The organism is Streptomyces sp. WM6378 (genome assembly GCF_001279695.1).
Classification (GTDB): Bacteria; Actinomycetota; Actinomycetes; order Streptomycetales; family Streptomycetaceae; genus Streptomyces.
The window spans coordinates 1-18,596 of the sequence record NZ_LGDD01000309.1; the positions used below are offsets into that span (position 1 = coordinate 1).

Annotated in this window: 11 protein-coding genes and 4 pseudogenes; 12 read left to right on the forward strand and 3 right to left on the reverse strand. The window is 69.0% G+C overall.

Annotation, left to right across the window (positions count from 1 at the left end):
* Positions 1-321: pseudogene (locus tag ADK54_RS29835) on the forward strand (hypothetical protein); the annotation flags it as partial.
* A gap of 132 nt (positions 322-453) precedes the next feature.
* On the opposite strand, the pseudogene ADK54_RS29840 reads toward ADK54_RS29835, so the two are convergent.
* Positions 454-858 (reverse strand): annotated as a pseudogene (locus ADK54_RS29840) (hypothetical protein); the annotation flags it as partial.
* 268 nt (positions 859-1,126) lie between these two features.
* Here ADK54_RS29840 and ADK54_RS29845 point away from each other — a divergent pair.
* Positions 1,127-1,903 carry an alpha/beta hydrolase family protein gene (locus ADK54_RS29845; protein ID WP_053728862.1) on the forward strand — a complete coding sequence of 259 codons (777 nt, stop codon included), beginning with the start codon at positions 1,127-1,129 and terminating at the stop codon, positions 1,901-1,903.
* A 14-nt stretch (positions 1,904-1,917) separates the two neighbouring features.
* Here ADK54_RS29845 and ADK54_RS29850 read toward each other — a convergent pair whose 3' ends face one another.
* Positions 1,918-3,264 (reverse strand): class II 3-deoxy-7-phosphoheptulonate synthase, encoded by a 1,347-nt coding sequence (locus tag ADK54_RS29850; protein ID WP_267887052.1) that lies wholly within the window; start codon positions 3,262-3,264, stop codon positions 1,918-1,920.
* 924 nt (positions 3,265-4,188) lie between these two features.
* On the opposite strand from ADK54_RS29850, the gene ADK54_RS29855 reads away from it, so the two are divergent.
* The 10 genes and pseudogenes from ADK54_RS29855 to ADK54_RS29900 all read left to right on the forward strand — a co-directional run bounded on the left by ADK54_RS29855 (position 4,189) and on the right by ADK54_RS29900 (position 18,266).
* Positions 4,189-5,406 (forward strand): phenylacetate--CoA ligase family protein, encoded by a 1,218-nt coding sequence (locus tag ADK54_RS29855; protein WP_053728864.1) that lies wholly within the window; start codon positions 4,189-4,191, stop codon positions 5,404-5,406.
* 1 nt (position 5,407) lies between these two features.
* Positions 5,408-5,740 (forward strand): chorismate mutase family protein, encoded by a 333-nt coding sequence (locus tag ADK54_RS29860; protein ID WP_053728865.1) that lies wholly within the window; start codon positions 5,408-5,410, stop codon positions 5,738-5,740.
* A 24-nt stretch (positions 5,741-5,764) separates the two neighbouring features.
* Complete coding sequence (gene pabB, locus ADK54_RS29865; protein ID WP_053728866.1) at positions 5,765-7,912, forward strand: aminodeoxychorismate synthase component I; 2,148 nt, start codon at positions 5,765-5,767, stop codon at positions 7,910-7,912.
* The gene (locus tag ADK54_RS46895) at positions 7,909-10,104 is read left to right on the forward strand and encodes an aminotransferase class I/II-fold pyridoxal phosphate-dependent enzyme (protein WP_078966739.1); all 2,196 of its coding nucleotides are present in this window, start codon (positions 7,909-7,911) and stop codon (positions 10,102-10,104) included. The genes pabB and ADK54_RS46895 overlap by 4 nt, the downstream gene beginning before the upstream one ends.
* Before the next feature lie 77 nt (positions 10,105-10,181).
* Positions 10,182-11,642, forward strand: coding sequence for an NAD(P)/FAD-dependent oxidoreductase (locus tag ADK54_RS29875; RefSeq protein WP_199827058.1), 1,461 nt, complete (start codon positions 10,182-10,184; stop codon positions 11,640-11,642).
* Positions 11,643-11,768: 126 nt separating this feature from the next.
* Complete coding sequence (locus ADK54_RS29880) at positions 11,769-14,921, forward strand: amidohydrolase family protein (protein ID WP_063802080.1); 3,153 nt, start codon at positions 11,769-11,771, stop codon at positions 14,919-14,921.
* A gap of 13 nt (positions 14,922-14,934) precedes the next feature.
* Positions 14,935-16,152, forward strand: coding sequence for an MFS transporter (locus ADK54_RS29885; protein WP_053728867.1), 1,218 nt, complete (start codon positions 14,935-14,937; stop codon positions 16,150-16,152).
* A 4-nt stretch (positions 16,153-16,156) separates the two neighbouring features.
* On the forward strand, positions 16,157-16,717 hold the full coding sequence (locus ADK54_RS29890) for a GNAT family N-acetyltransferase (RefSeq protein ID WP_053728868.1): 561 nt from the start codon (positions 16,157-16,159) through the stop codon (positions 16,715-16,717).
* A gap of 288 nt (positions 16,718-17,005) precedes the next feature.
* Positions 17,006-17,175: pseudogene (locus ADK54_RS47775) on the forward strand (regulator); the annotation flags it as partial.
* Between the two features lie 851 nt (positions 17,176-18,026).
* Positions 18,027-18,266: a hypothetical protein gene (locus ADK54_RS29900; RefSeq protein ID WP_053728870.1), complete on the forward strand. Its 240-nt coding sequence runs from the start codon at positions 18,027-18,029 to the stop codon at positions 18,264-18,266.
* A gap of 11 nt (positions 18,267-18,277) precedes the next feature.
* Here ADK54_RS29900 and tatA read toward each other — a convergent pair.
* Positions 18,278-18,561, reverse strand: a pseudogene (gene tatA / locus ADK54_RS29905) (Sec-independent protein translocase subunit TatA).
* Positions 18,562-18,596: the final 35 nt, after the last annotated feature.

An 18,596-nucleotide genomic window follows, 5' to 3' on the forward strand; every position in this document is an offset into this window, starting at 1 on the left:
GAGTGGCGGCTGTGGATCACCACCGTCTTCCTGCCCACCCACCGCGCCATCCGCGACCTCGTCAACACCAGAGCGGACCTGATGGACGAGGCCGAGATGGCACCCGTCCTGTTGGAGGTCTACGCGCACGCGGCCTGGCACGAACTGCCCGCCGCGAAATGGGAACGCGGGGACCCGACCATCGAGCATCCGCCCCACGCGTTCCCGGCAACCGCGATACGCGCCTACGCCCGCGAGAACTTCCCACGACTCAAGTCCGAGCAGGCAGCTCTCCTCGGACGGCAACGCGGGCACGGCAGGCGCACTGCCACTCAACGCTAGCTCCGCCCGCGTGGGAGCAACGCCCCCTTCCACCGCCGGCTCTGCCCCAGGACTCCCAGGCCGTGATCGACCACAACCTGACCCGGGTACACGCCGCCTGCGACCTGGTGGACCACGGCGTCACGACCGCGAAAAGGGAGTCCAGTCGACCTGCTCGAACTGGATGGATGCGTAGGCGAGTTTGCCCTGGAAGCGCTCGCGGACCGTGGCCGTGGCGTCGCGGAGGAATGCGTTGATGCGCACGCCGAGCTCGCGCATCGCTTCGGCGCACCGCTCGGGTTGGCTCATCAGCTGCTCGACCCGCTCCTCGGGGCTCTCTCCGGGCAGGAACCCGCGGTTCATCACGCTCAGCTCGGCCCCCGCGACGAACACGACTGTGGCCCCCTGCTGCCGGAGCCGTTCCGCTCGCTCGGCGCAGTCACGGAAGCGCGTGAGGATCTGCTCCGGATCCAGCTCCAGCGGATAGGGCGAGAACCAGACCTCCAGGCCGAGCTCGGCGGCGGCACCGGCGGCCAGCTCCAGCCGGTCCCGGGCTCCGTGTCTGGGCATGGGGATGATCATCGCCCGCTCACCGGCCCTGATCCTCTCCGGCATTCCCCCACGAACACGCCGGATCCGCCTCAGGGCTGGCCAACGCCACCATCCAGCTCGGCCAGGCCGTCGGCGCTGCCCCCTTGAGCGGCGACGTCCTCGAAGCACTGGCCGGATCCGGCGCGTACGGCTGGAACGCGGTATTGAAGTCCGCGCGCCGGGCCGGGATCGTAGGCGGCCTCACGTTCCCCATTACATCGCGAGGTGCGCCACGGTGAACGACCGCTCCACGGTGAGCTACGGTCCCGAAGGCGATCAGGTCGCCGACCTCGCCGTCCCGGCGGGGGCGACCGGACCCGTGCCCCTGGTGGTGCTGCTGCACGGCGGCTTCTGGCGCGACCAGTACGACCGCCACTACCTCACGAAGGCGATCGACTCACTCACCGGGGACAACATCGCCGTAGCCAATGTGGAGTACCGGCGGACCGGCGCGGGCGGCGGCTGGCCTACGACGTTCACCGATGTCGCCCAGGCTCTCGACGTGCTCCCCGCTCTCTTCGAGCGCGAGCATCCGGGCCGGGTCGACCTCGACAGGGTGGTGTACGTCGGGCATTCGGCCGGCGGACAGCTCGGGCTGTGGGCGGCGCTTCGCCACCGCCTCGCCCCGGGGACGCCCGGTTGGAGTGCGAATCCCGCCAAGGTGGCCGGGGTCGTCGCACTGGCCGCTGTGGCGGACATGGCCGAATCGCATCGATTGAACCTTGGCGAAGGTGCGGTGGCCCACTTCCTCGGGGGCGGCCCGGAGGACGTGCCCGAACGGTACGCGGCCGCTGACCCGGCCGGCCTCGGCGAGTTGGGGATCCCGGTCTTCCTCGTGCACGGCGAGCTGGACGAGATGGTGCCGGTGTCCGTTTCCCGCAGCTACCAGGCCGCGGCCGGGGGCACGCTCATCGAGGTGCCGGGCGCGAGCCACGTCGACGTCGTCAGGCCCGGTTCCGCGGCCTGGCCCGCCGTCCAGGCCGCAGTGCATCATGTCCTGGACAAGGCGTGACGCGTAGGAGGCCCTCAACGGCTGGTCCCGCCGTCCTTCGCCGGGCGGAACATCTCGGCTACCAGGAAGGCCAGTTCGAGGGACTGCTGGGCGTTCAGCCGGGGGTCGCAGGCGGTCTCATAGCGTCCGGGGAGGTCGGTGTCGCCGATCTCCTGCCCGCCGCCGAGGCACTCCGTGACGTCTTGCCCAGTCAGCTCGACATGGATGCCGCCGGGGTGGGTCCCCAGGTGCTGGTGAACTTCGAAGAAGCCGCGCACCTCGTCCACGATCCGGTCGAAGTGCCGGGTCTTGTAGCCGCTGGTCGAGGTGTGGGTGTTGCCGTGCATCGGGTCGCATTGCCAGATCACGTGATGGCCGCTCGCGGTCACCTTCTCCACCACCGTGGACAGCACGTCGCGGACCCGTTCGCTGCCCATCCGGGCGATCAGCGTCAGCCTGCCCGGCACCCCGTGCGGGTCCAGGCGCTCCACGTACTCGGCCGCCAGCTCGGGGGTGACATTCGGCCCGAGCTTCACCCCTATCGGGTTCGCGATCAGCTCGGCCAGCGCGATGTGGGCTCCGTCCAGCTGCCGGGTGCGCTCTCCGATCCAGAGGAAGTGCGCTGATACGTCGTAGAGTTGGGGCCCCCGGCTGGTGTCCAGCCGGAGCATCGACCGTTCGTAGTCCATGAGCAGCGCCTCGTGGCTGGCGAAGATCTCCGTGCCCCGCACCCGGGCGTCGTCGGCGCGGCAGGCGGACATGAAGCGCAGCCCCCGGTCGATCTCGGCAGCCACCGCCTCGTACTTCCGGCCGGCCGGCGAGTCCCGCACGAAGTCCTTGTTCCACTCGTGGAGTTGGTGCAGGTCAGCCATGCCTGCCGTGTTCAGGGCCCGCACCAGGTTCATCGTCGCACCGGCGTTGGCGTAGGCCCGGACCATGCGTGATGGGTCCGGAGTGCGGGCCTCCGAGGTGGGCACGGCGGAGTTGACCATGTCGCCCCGGTAGGACGGTAAGCCCTGCGCATCAGTCGCCGAGGAGCGGGGCTTGGCGTACTGTCCGGCGATCCGTCCCACCTTCACCACGGGCAGGCTCGCTCCATAGGTCAGCACCACCGCCATCTGCAGCACGGTCCGGATCGTGGACCGCAGATGGGTTTCGGTGTTCCCGGCGAAGGTCTCCGCGCAGTCGCCGGCCTGCAGCATGAATGCCCGGCCGAGCGCCACCTCGGCCAAGCGCTCGCGCAATTGGTCCACTTCAGCGGGTACGGCGATGGGGAGCGCGCTCTCCAACACCGTCCGCGCCTGCGACAGCTGGGCCGGATCAGGCCAATCCGGTTGATGGGCGGCGGGGCGGGCCAACGCTTCGCGTAGCCGACGCCGCAACTCGGCGGGCAGCGACACCGCCTCCGGAGCCGGGTCCGGCGGCGGTTCCACCAGGCCGAACACCTCATCGGAACGCACGGTACTTTTCATAGGCACCTAATTCGTCGATTGACGTCCATAAGCAGCACACCGGGGCGTCGCGGTCAGATCACGCGGCGCCCTTGTATCGAGGCGCGCTAAAGGAACGCGCGCCCTCAGTTTCCGGCACCCGGCCGGCGTCGATTCAATCGGCGTGGCAGCAGCGCCGTCGGCACTCGGTCGACGGCGGCTCTCTTGGAAAGTCGATCACAGAGGCGTGGCCACGGAGCCACGTGAAGCGAAGCGCCACCCCTTCCCCCAGGGTCCCCCGAAACGCGCTGCGTCAGATAGTGGCCAGGATAGCCAGCCCACTCCCCATACGGAACGGACACGGCGACAACCAGCCACCACGATCATGGCAAATAAGCAACTTGGCTTGTCTACACCCCGGCGAATCCCTGCGAAGTACCACCAAACCGGAATGCCGACAATAAATTTCGGACGAACCGGAAAGCCCTTGCCACCAGCCGTGCGCCATGCAATGCTGCGGCGGCAGCGGGGATGGTGACGGTTGTGGAATATCACGATCCGTTTGACCGTGTCGATCTCCGCATCACATCCGTGGATAACTGCGTCGATAGCCGGCCTCCGGCCGTGATACCCGCACTGTGCACCGCGTTGAAATATCGATCTCAAGGCCGAGCGCACAAGGCTGTAGGCCGTATGCGCCCCATGCGAAACCGTCGTGCACCTACCAGAAGGGATATCGGCCCGCGCATTATGACAACCGAGACACACGCACGCTCGAACAACGTTGTCGGCGATCACGCGATAAGGCTCGCCGATAACCTCAATACCTTCAGCAGATCAGATCTGGAGCGACTGCGGGACAACAATCTTCGGGCCATGGTCGCAGCGGCGCGCAACAGCCCCTCGGTGAACCGGCGCTGGCCGGCGCTCGACCAGGTGACCCACCTCTCCGAGCTGGCCCGGTTACCGATATTGACGCCGCAGGACCTCGCCACGGGCTGTCCGCCCGGCTCGGACGAATTCCTCATCGACGGTGGGGATTCGGGCCTGGTGATCCGCTCCAGCGGAACCTCGGGCCTCAACAAAGTCCTCTACCACTCCTGGGAGTTCACCCGACAGGTGAACCGGCTCGGCGCCAGGGGCATACACGCCACCGCGCCCCAGCTGCCCCGCCGGGCGGCGAACTGCATGCACCCGGCGGAACTGGGCGGCGCCTTCACCTTCGTGCAGGACGTTCTCCAGCTGGTGCCCGCACTCGCCTTCCCGCTCGGCAGCAAGCCCACCATGGCGCAAATAGCCGAACTGGTGCGCGAGCACGGAATTGACACGATCGTCTCGTCCCCGTCTCACGGCGCCGAACTCGTGACGACCGAGACCGTGGCGACGGTTCCGCACCTGAGGCGACTCCTCTACATGGGCGAGCCGGTCGGACAGGTGCGCAGGGACGCGATCGCCGCCGTGGCCCCGGAACTGACGGTCCGTTCCTTCGCGTACTCGACGACCGAGACCGGTCCGATCGGATACCAGTGCGCCCATCTCTCCGCGACGGAACACCATGTGCACGAGGACGCGGTCGTGGTGGAGATCATCGACGAAAGCACCGGTGAACCCGTGCCCGCGGGCCGTCCCGGGGCGGTGGTCGTCACTCCACTCGCGACCACCGGAATGGCCCTGTTCCGCTACTGGATCGGCGACCGCGGCCGGCTGGACCCGCCGGGATGCGCGTGCGGCAGCCAGGCGCAGCGGCTGACGCTGCTGGGCCGGACCGGCCAGACGCTGATCGTAGACACCTGGAAGGTATCGTCCGACCAACTCATGGAGCGGCTGGCCGCGTTGGGAGTCCTGGACCCGGCCGACTGCCAATTTCAGGTGCTCTGGGAATTCCCCCACTACAGAGTGCGGTTGCTGCTCTCGCCCCGGACGCCGATAGGAATCACCACGGCGGCCGTCGCCCAGTCACTGCACGAAGCCCATCACATCCACCAGGTCATCACCGGTCCGCGGTGTGTCGAATTCACAGTGGAGCGGACGGGCCTGGAGAAGTTCGCACAGACCGAACGGAACAAAGTCCCGGTTCTCTACCAGAGGATGTGACATGCCCGTCGGCAATTCGGACCCACTCGAAGTGCTACGTGGAGAACTCGACCGCATCGATGAACAACTTCTTGACATCATCAGGCGGCGCATCGAATGCTGTATGCGCATAGCGGACTACAAGCGCGAGAATGACGTCCCCATGATGCAGCCCCATCGCATCGGGGTCGTGCAGCAAAGGGCGGCAGAATACGGCGCGGCCCACCATGTCGATCGCGATTTCCTTCGCCGCCTCTACGAAGTGATCATCGATGAGACCTGCCGCGTGGAGGACCTGGTGATAGCGGGTCCCATCGCCTCTCCGACGACGGGCGGCGGCAGTAGTCCAGAATGAGCCTTACTACGGGGGAAGTCTGGGATGCGTACACTCCTGATAGACAACTACGATTCATTCACCTACAACCTCTACCAATACCTCGGCGAAGTGAACGGCCGTCCGCCGACCGTCGTGCGCAACGACGTGAACGTCCAAGACATCGACTTCGACCAATTCGACGCTTTGGTCGTGTCTCCGGGCCCCGGCCGGCCCGACCGGGAACGGGACTTCGGTGTGAGCGCGGCGGCCATCCGGTCCAGCGGTCTGCCCACGCTCGGCGTCTGCCTCGGCCACCAGGGCATCAGCCATCTGTTCGGCGGAGCCGTGGAGCACGCGCCGCAGCCGATGCACGGCAGGGTCTCACCGGTCATCCACACCGACGTGGACATTCTCAAGGGCCTGCCCTCACCGTTCTCGGTGGTGCGCTACCACTCGCTCGCGGTGACCGAGATGCCCGAAGACCTCGAGACCATCGCGTGGACCCCGGACGGCATCGTCATGGCGCTGCGGCACCGGTCCGAGCCCATCTGGGGGGTGCAGTTCCACCCCGAGTCCATCGGCAGCGAGTACGGCAGGGAACTTCTCGCCAACTTCCGTGACTTGGCCAGCAGTTGGCCCCGCAGACGCGCAACGCGCGCTGCCGGCGTCCCACGTGCCGCGGCAGAGGGGACCCGGACGCCGACTCAAACCGGTGACAGCCCACTTCGGGTGCACGTCCGCCAGGTGCCCCACCTGCCCGGCGCCGACGCGGTCTACCGGGAACTGTTCGCGGACTCCGGGCTCAGCTTCTGGCTCGACAGCAGTGCCGTGCTCGACGGGCTGTCCCGGTTCTCGTTCCTCGGGGCAGCCGACGGGCCGCTGGCCGAGTACGTCACCTATGACGTCGCGGACCGCACGGTCACCGTGCTGCGCGCCGACGGCCGGACCCAGCAGATCCGGCAGCAGTTCTTCGACTACCTCGACGAGCGGTTGCGGCAGCGTGCGGTGCCGACGCCCGAGGGGCTGCCGTTCGACTTCAACCTGGGCTATGTCGGTTATCTCGGTTACGAGTTGAAGGCGGAGACCGGCGGCCAGGCGGCCCACCGGTCGCCTACCCCCGACGCGGCCATGCTGTTCGTCGACCGGCTCGTGGTCCTCGACCACCTGGAGCGGACCACCTATCTGCTCTCCCTCAGCGACGGCGAGGAAGCGGGCACCGGCGAGGCAGAGGCCGAGTCCTGGTTGGCCGACACGGCGGACCGGCTGTGCGCGCTACCGTCACGGGAGGCGTCCCGGGAGGCGCCGCCCACCGTGCTCACCGCCGAGCCCGACCAGCGCGAGGCCCGTCCGCGGCACGACAAGGAGGCGTACCTCAAGCTCATCTCCCAGTGCCTGGGCGAGATCCGTGACGGGGAATCGTACGAGATCTGCCTGACCAACATGGTCGGTGCGGCCGGCGCGATCGACCCACTGCGCACCTACACCCATCTGCGCCGGATCAGCCCGGTGCCGTACGGGGCGCTGCTCGACTTCCGGGACCTCGCGGTGCTGAGCGCCTCGCCCGAGCGATTCCTGTCCATCGGCGCCGACCGGGTCGCCGAGTCCAAGCCGATCAAGGGGACGCGGCCGCGCGGTGCGACACCGAGCGAGGACGAGGGGCTGCGAGCCGACCTGTTCGGCCACGAGAAGGACCGGGCCGAGAACCTCATGATCGTGGACCTGGTCCGCAACGACCTCAATGTGGTGTGCGACGTCGGCAGTGTGCACGTGCCCGTGCTCTTCGACGTGGAGACGTACGCCCCGGTGCACCAGTTGGTGTCGACGATCCGGGGCAGGCTTCGCCCGTCGGAGTCCGCGGTGTCATGCGTGCGGGCGGCGTTTCCGGGCGGTTCGATGACGGGGGCGCCCAAGCTGCGCACCATGGAGATCATCGACCGGCTGGAGGGCGGGCCGCGCGGGGTCTACTCGGGGGCGCTCGGCTGGTTCTCGCTCAGCGGGGCGGCCGATCTGAGCATCGTCATCCGCACACTGGTGTCGGCGAACGGGCGGACCACCTTCGGGGTCGGGGGCGCCATCGTCGCACTGTCCGACCTGGAGGAGGAGTACGCGGAGACAGTCGTCAAGTCGCGGGCCATGCTCGCGGCGGCGGCCGCGAGCGCGTCCGAGTCCGCCGTCCAAACTGCCGTCGAGCACGCGGAGTTGAGCCGATGAACGCCCTTTCCCTGGGCCGGTGCATCGTCGTTGGGGCCGGAGCGGTGGGCGCGATGTTCGCCCGGCTGCTCACGCGCTCGGGCGCCGACGTCCTGGTGGTCGACCGCACGCCCGCCTCGCCCAACTCCTCCGCGCTCCCCGCGTTCCTGCAGGGCGATGTCACCGACATCGACGCGGAGTTCGCCCGTGAGCTGAGCCGTGCGGACACGGTGTTCCTGGCCGTCCCCGAACAGGCCGCGCTGTCGGCGATCAAGCCCTTGACCGGGCTGCTCCGGCCCGGCACGCTGCTCGTGGACACCCTGTCGGTCAAGACCCCACTGATCAAGCAGGTGCGCGAGTCGGCCAGTGCGCTCGAAGTGGTCAGTCTCAACCCGATGTTCGCGCCCTCGCTCGGCATCGAAGGCCGCCCGGTCGCCACCCTCGTCGTCAACGAGGGCCCGCGCGGCCTGGAGTTGCTGCGACTCATCGAGGGCTGGGGCGGCCGAGTGGTCCTGGTCGACGAGCACGACCACGACCGGCTCGCGGCCGCGTCGCAGGCGCTCACCCACGCGGCCGTCCTCGGCTTCGGCCTCGCGATGTCCCAACTGGACGTGGACATCAAGGAGTTGCGCGCCATCGCACCGCCGCCGGCCGCCATGCTGCTCGCGCTGCTCGCCCGGATCACCGCCGGTTCCCCGGAGGTGTACTGGGACGTACAGGCCGCCAACCCGGAGGCGCCTGCCGCCCGCGAGGCACTTGCTGGGGGGCTGCGACGGATCGCCGACCACATCGGGGGCGTGGCGGACTTCGCCACTCTGCTCGACGAGTGCCGGGGGTTCCTCGGCTCCCACGGCGAGCACTACGCCGCCGTCTGCGCCCACGCCTTCGCGGAGATGAACACCACACGTTCCGCCGCGAGTTCGCCCACCTCGCACAATCCCCCGGGAGACGGGAGAGGAACGATGCCCCTGGCAGAGAAGGAGTCGAACCCGGCGAACTGGGTCGAGTCCCGGATCAGCAAGACCTCCGACTCGATGGACCGCGCCTTCGACGAGGGCCTGACCGGCCACGTCGTCACCGAGCGGACGGGCAAGCGCGTCCGCCTGCAGGACGGCTCGGAGTCGGTGGAGTTCGTCTCCTGCTCCTACCTCGGCCTGGAGGAGCACCCAGCCCTGGTCGGCGCCGCCACCGAGGCGCTGCGACGGTACGGCGCGCACCTGTCGTCGTCCCGGAACCGGATGCGCCCGGTGTACCTCGGTGAGCTGGAAGAGCTCCTCTCGACCGTGTATCAGGGCAACAAGGCCGTCGCCTTCACCTCAGTGGGCAACGTCCACCTGGGGCTGCTGCCACTGCTCGGGTCCGGTGCGCTGCCCAGCTATCCGGTCTCGCCCGGCGGCGTGACGTTCATCGTGGACCGCACGGCCCATGCCTCCATGCAGGTCATCCGGGGCATCCTGGAGCAGATCGGCCCCCTGCACCGCTTCGACCTCGCCGATCAGGAGGCGCTGGCCGGCATCCTTCGGGACTGCGGTGCGGCCGGGCGCACCCCGATCGTGCTGGTCGACGGCGTCGGCTCAATGGGCGGTCTGATCGACGTGGTCGGTCTGCGCGCGGCCCTCGAACCGTACGGCGGCCATCTGTACGTCGACGACGCGCACGGCATCTCCATCGCGGGCCCGCTGGGGGGCGGTTACGCCTTCGAGGAGTTCGGCGACCAGCTGCCGCCGAACGTGGTCATCGCGGGTTCGCTGTCCAAGGGGTTCGGCGGGGCGGGCGGTTTCGCGCTGGTTCCCGGCGACGCCGATGTACGCGTGCTGCGCAAGTTCGCCAACCCCCTGGTATTCGGCCACTCGATCATGCTGCCGATGCTGGCCGCCGATGTCGCCGCCGCCCGGCTGCACCTCAGCGGCGAGGTGGCGGCGCTGCAGCAGCGGCTGTGGCACAACGCCGACGTACTCGACGCGCTCACCGGCGGGCAATTGGTCAACGCCGGTCTGCGCTCGCCGGTTCGGGGCGCGCACTACCCCACCGAGGAGGCGGGGTTCGCCGCTGCCAGGCGACTGCGGGCGGCCGGAGTGCTCGTCCTGCCCGCATTCTTCCCGACGGTGGCCAAGGGCACCGGGCTGGTACGCCTCGCCCTGTCCGCCCTGCACGAGCGCGAGCACCTGGAGACCGCAGCCGAAGCTCTGGCGCTGACCCCCACCCAGGACTGACCTATCGTCACATCCGCCGACGCACTCGTTCCTGATCCCGCACCTTGCTTTCCCATCCATGAGGAGACAGCACTACCGTGACGATCACTCAGGAAGACAGGCACTCGTACGACGTCATCGTTGTCGGCAACGGGGCACTCGGCCTCTCGCTGGCACTCACACTGGCCCGCCGCAAGATCCGGGTCGCCCTCCTCGGACAGCCGCACCGCCCGTGGGCGGCGTCGACCGCGGCCGGCGCGATGAACGGCTGCTTCGGCGAGGTCACCACCACCCTCGTGGCCAGCGAACACGGCCGGTCCAAGCTGGAGATGGACATCCAGGCCCGGAAGATGTGGCCCGAGTGGTCGCAGCAGCTCGCCGAGGAGACCGGCCAACCCAACGTCCAGACCGCCGACGGAACGGTCGTCCACCTGAACACGGTGGGCCACCCGGGCATCGACGAGGGCAACTACGAGGCCATCCGCGCCGAGTTGGACCGCTATGACGAGCCCTACGAGGACATCGACCCGGCCGACATCGAGTGGATGGAGGCCCATGCGAGCCAGCGTTCACTGAAGGCGTTCTTCATCCCGGGCGAGCACGCCGTGGACTCCCACCGGCTCCTCGACCAGCTCCAGGCGGCCTACCTGAGCACCGGCGGGGTGCTCATCGCCGAGCACGCCGTGCGCCTCGAATACAGCAAAGGCAAGATCGACGGCGTGGTCCTGGAGTCCGGGGGCACCCTCTGCGCCAAGGACGTCGTGCTCGCGGCGGGCGTCCGGTCCCAAGACCTCCTCGACACGGTGCCCGACATCGCCCGCCGGGTGCCCCGCCTGGTCAGCGGATACGGCGTGTCGGCGCTGATCCAGACCGACGACAACACCGTGCCGCGCAGCGTCATCCGCACCCCGAACCGGGCGTTCGCCTGCGGTCTGCACATCGTGCCGCGCGGCGACGGCCAGGTGTATGTGGGCGCGACCAACATCATCTCACCGGAGCCGATGGACACCCCCGTCCTGCGGGACGTCCAGTTCCTCCTCGACTGTGCTCACCGCCAGGTCCGTACCGGACTGTGGAACAGCGGTCTCGCCAAGCTGCAGGTCGGCAACCGGCCGGTGTCCCTGGACGCCTTCCCGCTGCTCGGCGAGACGGAGGGCCTGGCCGGCCTGTGGATGATGACCGGCACCTACCGCGACGGTCTGCACCTGTCCCCGCTGCTCGCCAAGGAGATAGCCGGCCGGATCCTCGGTGAGAAGCCGGAGCTGGACATCGACCGTTTCCGGCCGGTACGGGCGCCGATCCAGCCGATGAGCCGCGAGGAGGCGGTGAATCAGGCGGTGACCCACATGCTGGCCACCGGTTGGGAGTACAACTGGCAGGTCACGGTCGACTGGCCGGTCATCGTCGAGTACAACATGCGCCCGTCGTACCAGAAGTGGGCGGAGGACTTCGACCCACAGTTCACACCGCCGCCCGAGCTGCTCGCCGCGTCCAGGATCCACCCGAGTCTGGTCAAGATGCTCCAGGACTACTACGAGGCCAGTCGCGCCGAGGCCTGATCCACCACGGTCCGCGGGGCGGCGAAAGCCGCCCCGCGTCCTGTCGTCCTTCCCGCACGCCCTCTCTCGTTCTTCCTGTTTCTTACCGTTCCTTCCCGTTCACGACATTGAAAGATCGAGGTCTTGGTGTCCGCACGCGATAGTGAACCGAACCAGATCCGACGTCGCGAGCTGCTGCGTTACAGCGGCGGACTGGCGGTAGCGGCCGAAGCCCTCTGGCTCGCCCCCTCGCTGGTGGGCAGGGCAGGTCAGGCGGAGGCCGCCCAGGTCACGGACGAGACCGCACGGTCGGTGGCTGTGCACGAGGGCTCCAACCTCCGTGCGGTGATGTCGCCCGACGGCCGCACCATCGCCATGGACTCCCTCAACTCGATCTGGCTGATGCCCGCGGACGGCGGGCAGGCGCGCCGGCTCACCGACGACGTACAGGACTCCACCCAGCCGGACTGGTCACCCGACGGAAAGAGCCTGGTCTTCCAGTCGTTCCGCGACGGCGTCTACAACCTGTGGCGGATCGACGCGGACGGCTCCGGTCTGCGCCGGCTGACCAGCGGCCCCGGCTACGACCTGGAGCCCCGGTTCTCACCCGACGGCAAGTACGTCGTCTACGCCTCGGACCAGGACCAGCGCAGCCGGATCCGCCTCCTGGAGCTGGCCACCGGGAAGATCCGCGCGCTCGTGGACGAGGGCCACGCCTACACCACGCCGTCCTGGTCACCGGACGGCTCCCGCGTGGTCTACGTCGTCGACTTCTCCATCATCGAGGCCGTCGACGTCGCCTCCGGCCACCGCGAACAACTGGTCACCGCCGAAGGCGACGCGACGTTCTACGGCCCGCAGATCGGCCGGGACGGCAAGACGCTCAGCTACATGCGGGTGACCGGACCCCGCGGCGAACTCGTCGTCGGCAACACCGTGGTGAGCGGGGACGAGGACGTGTCGCCGTTCGCGCCGGGCTGGCTGTCCGCCACGGAGCTCCTCTACACGTCCGACGGGAAGATCCGCCGCCGTCAACTCGGAGGCAGCGTACGGGACATCGCGTTCACCGCGGTCGTGCCACTGGCACGCCGGAACTACCGCCGCAAGGTCAGGGACCTCACCGCCGTGGGCCCCTTCGACGTCAAGGGGATCGCAGGCCCGGTCCTCTCGCCGGACGGCGGCCGGATCGTCTTCCGCGCGCTCAACGCCCTGTGGCTGCTGACGATCGGCGGCCGGCCCCAAAAGATCGTGTCGGACGGCTACTTCAACACCGACCCCGACTGGTCGCCGGACGGCCGCTCGCTCGTCTACGTCAGCGACCGGGCGGGCACCGCCAACCTCTGGCGCTTCGACATCGTCACCGGCCGCTCCGAGCGGCTCACCGACCTGCCCAACGCCCAGCTCACGCCCCGCTGGTCGCCGGACGGCGCAAAAATCGCGTACCAGGACGAGAGCGGCGCGACCTGGGTCTTCGACCTCGCGGCCAAGGCCGCCACCAAGGTCTTGCCCGCCATGTACCAGCCGGGCAGGCCAAGTTGGTCCCCCGACTCCACCCGCCTGTCGCTCGCCGCGATCCGACCGTACTCCCAGCGCTCCCTCGCGGGTCACAACCAGGTCCTCACCGTCGACCTGCGCGGCAACGAGATCCGGTACGAGGCCGTGGCGACCGACCGGTCCATCGCCACCCGGGGCGACGACGGCCCCGTGTGGACGGGCGACGGGAAGTACTTCGTCTTCGCGATGGAGAGCCTGGCGTGGCGGGTGCCGGTCGACGCGACCGGCCACATCACCGGCGCGCCGAGCAGGCTCACCGACGAGGTCACCGACTCGATCTCAGTGAGCGCGGACGGCCGGACCGTCCTCTACCTCTGCAACGGGGCCCTGCGCACGGTCTCCATCGACGGCGGGCACCCCCGCACGATCCCGGTCAACCTGACCTGGCGCGCGGCCGACCGCCCCGAGCGGGTCGTGGTCCGCGCCGGGGCGATCTGGGACGGCAGCAGCACGGAGCTGCGCCGTGACGTCGACCTGGTGATCGAGGACGGCAAGATCGCGGCGATCCTGCCCCGCGGCGCCAGACCCGGCGGCCGGGTGATCGACGCGTCCGGGCTGACCGTCATGCCCGGCCTGATCGACACGCACAACCACTGGCACATCCGGGGCCGCCAGTGGGGCGACCGCGCCGGGCGGCTCTGGCTGTCGTACGGCATCACCACCAGCCGCTCCCCCGGCGACCCCGCTTACCAGATGGTCGAGACGAGGGAGGCCCTGGCAAGCGGCTCCCGCGTCGGCCCGCGGTACCTGGGCACCGGTGAGACGCTCGACGGCACCCGCGCGTACTACAACTTCATGCGCCCGGTGTTCACGCCCGAGCAACTCGAACGGGAGCTGGACCGGGCGCGCGGCCTCGACTACGACCTCGTCAAGTCCTACATGCGGCTGCCGGTGTCGTTCGAGCAGCGCGTGGTGTCCTGGGCGCACGACCGGGGCATCCCGGTGACGTCCCACTACCTGTATCCCGCTGCCCACACGGGACTTGACGGCATGGAGCACACCGGCGGCGGCAACCGCCTGGGCTATTCCCGGACGTTGAGCTACGCCGGTGGACGCACCGCGTCGGACTCCGTCGCGATCCTGGCCGCGAGCGGCATGTGGATCTCGACGACGACCATCTTCGCCAGTGAGCTGTTCGTAGGGGACCGCTCGCTGCTCGACGACGACCGGACCAAGGTGCTCTATCCCGACTGGGAGTACCAGCGACTCCTGCAGAAGGCCGCGGACGCCGACGGCGGTCCCGGGTCCGACGTCAACCACGCATGGACCATGGGCGACGCCGACATGCTGCTGCGGGTGCACCGGGCCGGCGGGCTCGTAGTCGCCGGGACCGATGCCGCCCTGGACGACGTCGGCATCAGCCTCCACCAGAACCTGCGGGCGATGGTGAAGTACGGCTTCACGCCCCGCGACGCCCTGACCACGGCGACCGGTAACGCGGCCAAGTGCCTCGGCATCGACGACAAGGTCGGCTCCATCGCCCCCGGGAAGCTCGCCGACCTCGTCTTCGTCGAGGGCGACCCCCTGCACGACATCCGCGCGGCGGCCGCCGTGAGGACCGTGCTGGTCGGCGGTCACATCCGGACCGTCCCCGAAATCCTCGCCCCTTTCCGGAGTTCCGCGGCGAAGGGCATCGCCGGCCCCGGCGTGAAGGTCCGTGCCGACGCCCCCACCGCGCTCCACCGCGACGACCACTACTGGCACGAGCCGGAGTGGGCGCACAACGGCTGCTGCCGGGCCCGATAAGGAGATTGTGCTCATGCGCTCGTATCGCGACCTGATGACCGTGCCCGGTGCCGCGGCCTTCGTGGCCGCCGGATTCATCGGTCGGATACCCATGTCCATGCGGACGCTCGGCTGTCTGTTGATGGTCGAGGCGCTCACCGGTTCCTACACGCTGGGCGGCGCGGTTGCCGGGACGTTCGGTCTGTCGAACGCCTTGACCGCGCCGCTCCTCGCCCGGCTCGCCGACCGCCGCGGCCAGCGGCCGGTCATCCTCTGGTCGACGCTCGTCCACACCTGCGGAATCCTCGGCATCGTCCTGGCAGCCGAGTCGGGGATGCCCTCCTGGACGTACTTCCCCATCGCGATCCTGGCGGGGGCCTCCGCGCTGCCGCTGGGGTCGCTGGTGCGAGCCCGGTGGAACGCCGTGCTCAACGAGGGCAAGCGCATGCAGACTGCGTACGCCCTGGAAGCGGTGCTCGACGACGTCGTGTACATCGTCGGCCCGCTCCTGGTGGTCTGGCTCGCGGTCGACATCTTCCCGAGCGCCGGCCTGATCGGCGCGATCGCCCTCACCGTGGGCGGCTCGCTGGTCATGGCGACGCTGCGGCGATCGGAGCCGAAGATCCACCCGGACGCGGACCTGCCGCGGATCGGCGTGATCCGGATGCGCGGGATGCCGCTCCTGACGTTCGGCTACCTCGCCACCGGAACCCTGCTCGGCACGGCCGACGTGGCCGTCCTCAACTTCGCCGACAAACACGGCGAATCGGGGAGGGCCGGCCTGCTGCTCGCGCTGATGATCGTGGGCAGCATGATCGCCGGATTCGCCTTCGGCCTGGTGAACTGGAAGCTGCCGGTGGTCCGCCAACTCCTGGCCACCAATGTGGTGTTGTGCCTGACGATGGTGCCACTGGTGTTCGTCGACTCGATGGCGGCCATGTACGGGTTCGTCATCCTGTCCGGCGTGGGCATCTCGCCGGTCCTCATCACCGGCAGCACGGTGGTCGGTTCGATCGTGCCGCGCGAGGCGCTCGCCGAGGGCTTCGCCGTCGTCGGGAGCGCGCTCACCCTTGGCATGTCCGCCGGAAACGCCGTCGCGGGTACGCTCGCCGATCTGGGGGGCAGTCGGCTTGCCTTCGCCTTCGTGGTCGGCTTCGGGGCGCTGGCCGCCCTCACCACCGCGGTCGGTGGTCGCTCGTTCACCCCAGCCCCAGAGGAATCCGCCTCGATCACCGCAACGGTCATGGAGTAACCGAATGATCAGCCTGGGCCACCCGATCACCACCGCACACCTCGTGCTGCGTCCGTTCGTCGAGGACGACCTCGACGCGCTGTACGACATCCAGCGCCGGGAGGACGTCAACCGCTACCTGTACTCCTCGCCGCGCACCCGTGACGAGGTGCGGGCCAAGCTCGTCGAGCGGATCACCTTCACCACGCTGGAGGACGAGGGCGACACCCTGCTCCTCGCGGTAGCCCTGCGCGACTCCGGCACCCTCATCGGCGACGTCAACCTGCACTGGACGAGCCGAACCCACCGTCAGGGCGAGATCGGCTATGTCCTGCACCCCGACCATCGAGGCCGGGGGTACGCCGCCGAGGCGACCCGGCCCCTCATCCAACTGGGCTTCGAGAAGCTCGACCTGCACCGGATCGTCGGCCGCCTCGACGGCCGCAACGCCGCCTCGATGCGCGTCCTGGAGAAGCTGGGCATGCGGCGCGAGGCGCACCTGGTGGAGAACGAGTTCGTCAAGGGCGAGTGGACCGACGAGGTCATCTACGCGATCCTCGCCCGCGAATGGCACCCGGACAACTGACCACTGCGCCCGGCCCTGGGCCGCCGCTCCGCGAAGGCGGGGCGGCGGCCTGTCGGTCGCTGTCGAACGGGCCGAAGTGTGGGCGTTCTGTCCAACGGGCCCGACCACGGCCAGGAGGAGTGCTGCACCCCTCGCGTGCCCGTTCGGGCGGGGAAGTACGGGAAATCACCGACGGGCACCGAGCAGCAGTACGGTCCTTGACCGTGTCACCTGGTCAAGGACCGTTTCTGCCAGCGGTGGGTGTGCGATTTGAACCCGCGATGATTCGCGCCACGACGGTTTTCACATCCGGCCGCACCGCCCGCGGTGATTGAGAGTTCCGGTCCCGGTGAGCTGGTCGGCTGGTCCTGGCTGTTCCGCTCCTACACCTGGCACTTCGGCGTCGAGGCGATGCCACCTGTACGCGCCCACGAATTCGACGCCGCGCCGTGCGGATGATGATGGACGCCGACCCGGCCGGGATCCTGCGGAAGGTCCGGGAGTTCCCTGTGTTGTGCAGCGTGCGAGATGGGCTGCTGCCGCTGACGTGTGGTCAGCGGGTGGTGGTATCGGTGTTCCGGGTCTCTTCTACGCGCGCGCAGGAAGGGCAGGATCCCTCGCACCAGCAGAGCCCGCCGCCAGTGCTGTGCCTGCCGCCAGACCTTCAACGAGTCGTCGGCGTCCGGGTCGACACGCGGGGCAGTTCCGGGGCCAGCCGCCGGGCGGTTGCGTATCGCTGTGATCATCAGCCAGATCAGGTCGGCCAGGAGGCCGAGACCTGTGACGCCCGCGCAGATCCATCCCATGGCCTGGCGTTCTCCGGCCAGTTGAGGATGGCTGCTCGCCAAATGCAGGCCATAGCCGACGAGTAGGAAGACGACTGCGGCGATCCCTGCCAGCGCAGGTACGAGCACGGCCAGCACGGCGGGCAGTTGGTCGGAGGCGCGGGCTGACACGTTGGTGCGGCGCAGCCGCAGCACTCCGTGATATGCGGCGGCTGCCGTTGCGGCGACGCTCTCCCTGGCCTCCCAGGTCAGTGCGCGCAGATCTCCGGCGGTGATCATCCGGCCCATGGCGCGTAGCGCCTGCTGGATCTCGGCTGGCTCCAGGGCTTGCTGGAGGACCTCCTCGAAGGCGGGCAGGTCCTCTTCTCCGAGGTGGTCACACCACCCGCTGCGCGTGTTCCCGGTGCACGTTTCGTGCATGCGTTCTCCCCCCGTTGTGTGCTGAAGCAGGCGAGACCTGCGCACATGCCGCCGTGGGCGCCGGCGGACGTTGCGTGAGCGGCCTCACTATCATTATCGAGTTGCGCAACCTCTAAAGTGTTGCCATGGATGCGGACGACACGGCGGGCTGGGAATCGGCTGAGCTCGACGGCGGGCCGGCGCACGGGCTGCGCATGCGGATCGCCGGCCAGCCCGGGGTGCTCCAGGTGACGTACCCCTGTGCGGTGGAGCCGCAGGCGGAGAACGTGAGCGTCCAGGCGCTGTTCATCTACCGGCGGGACACGCGGCGACGCACCGGCGGTGATCAGCCGGTGCGCTACGGCTTCGATGCGGCCAGCCCCTGAGCCTTGGCCCGTCAGCTGCCGTCGACGTGCTGCTGGACGGTGCGGGCCGAGGCCGCATCGCCGGGAGCGGTCTGGATCGTCCAGTCAGGCGCCTCCGGCTGCGCGACCGGGGGAGAATCCGCCGAGGCCGCCGCTTGGGCACCCTCCTGCTTCATCGCCTTCGTCTCGCTCTTGAGGATGCGCAGCGACTTGCCCAACGCCCGGGCCGTATCGGCGGTTTCTACGAGCCGAACAGCAGGATGATCACAATCGCCAGGATCAGCAGATGCCATGGCTCCAGCCCGTTGCGGAACATTCCGCCCCCGCTTCCCCCCGTCGAACCAGGACACC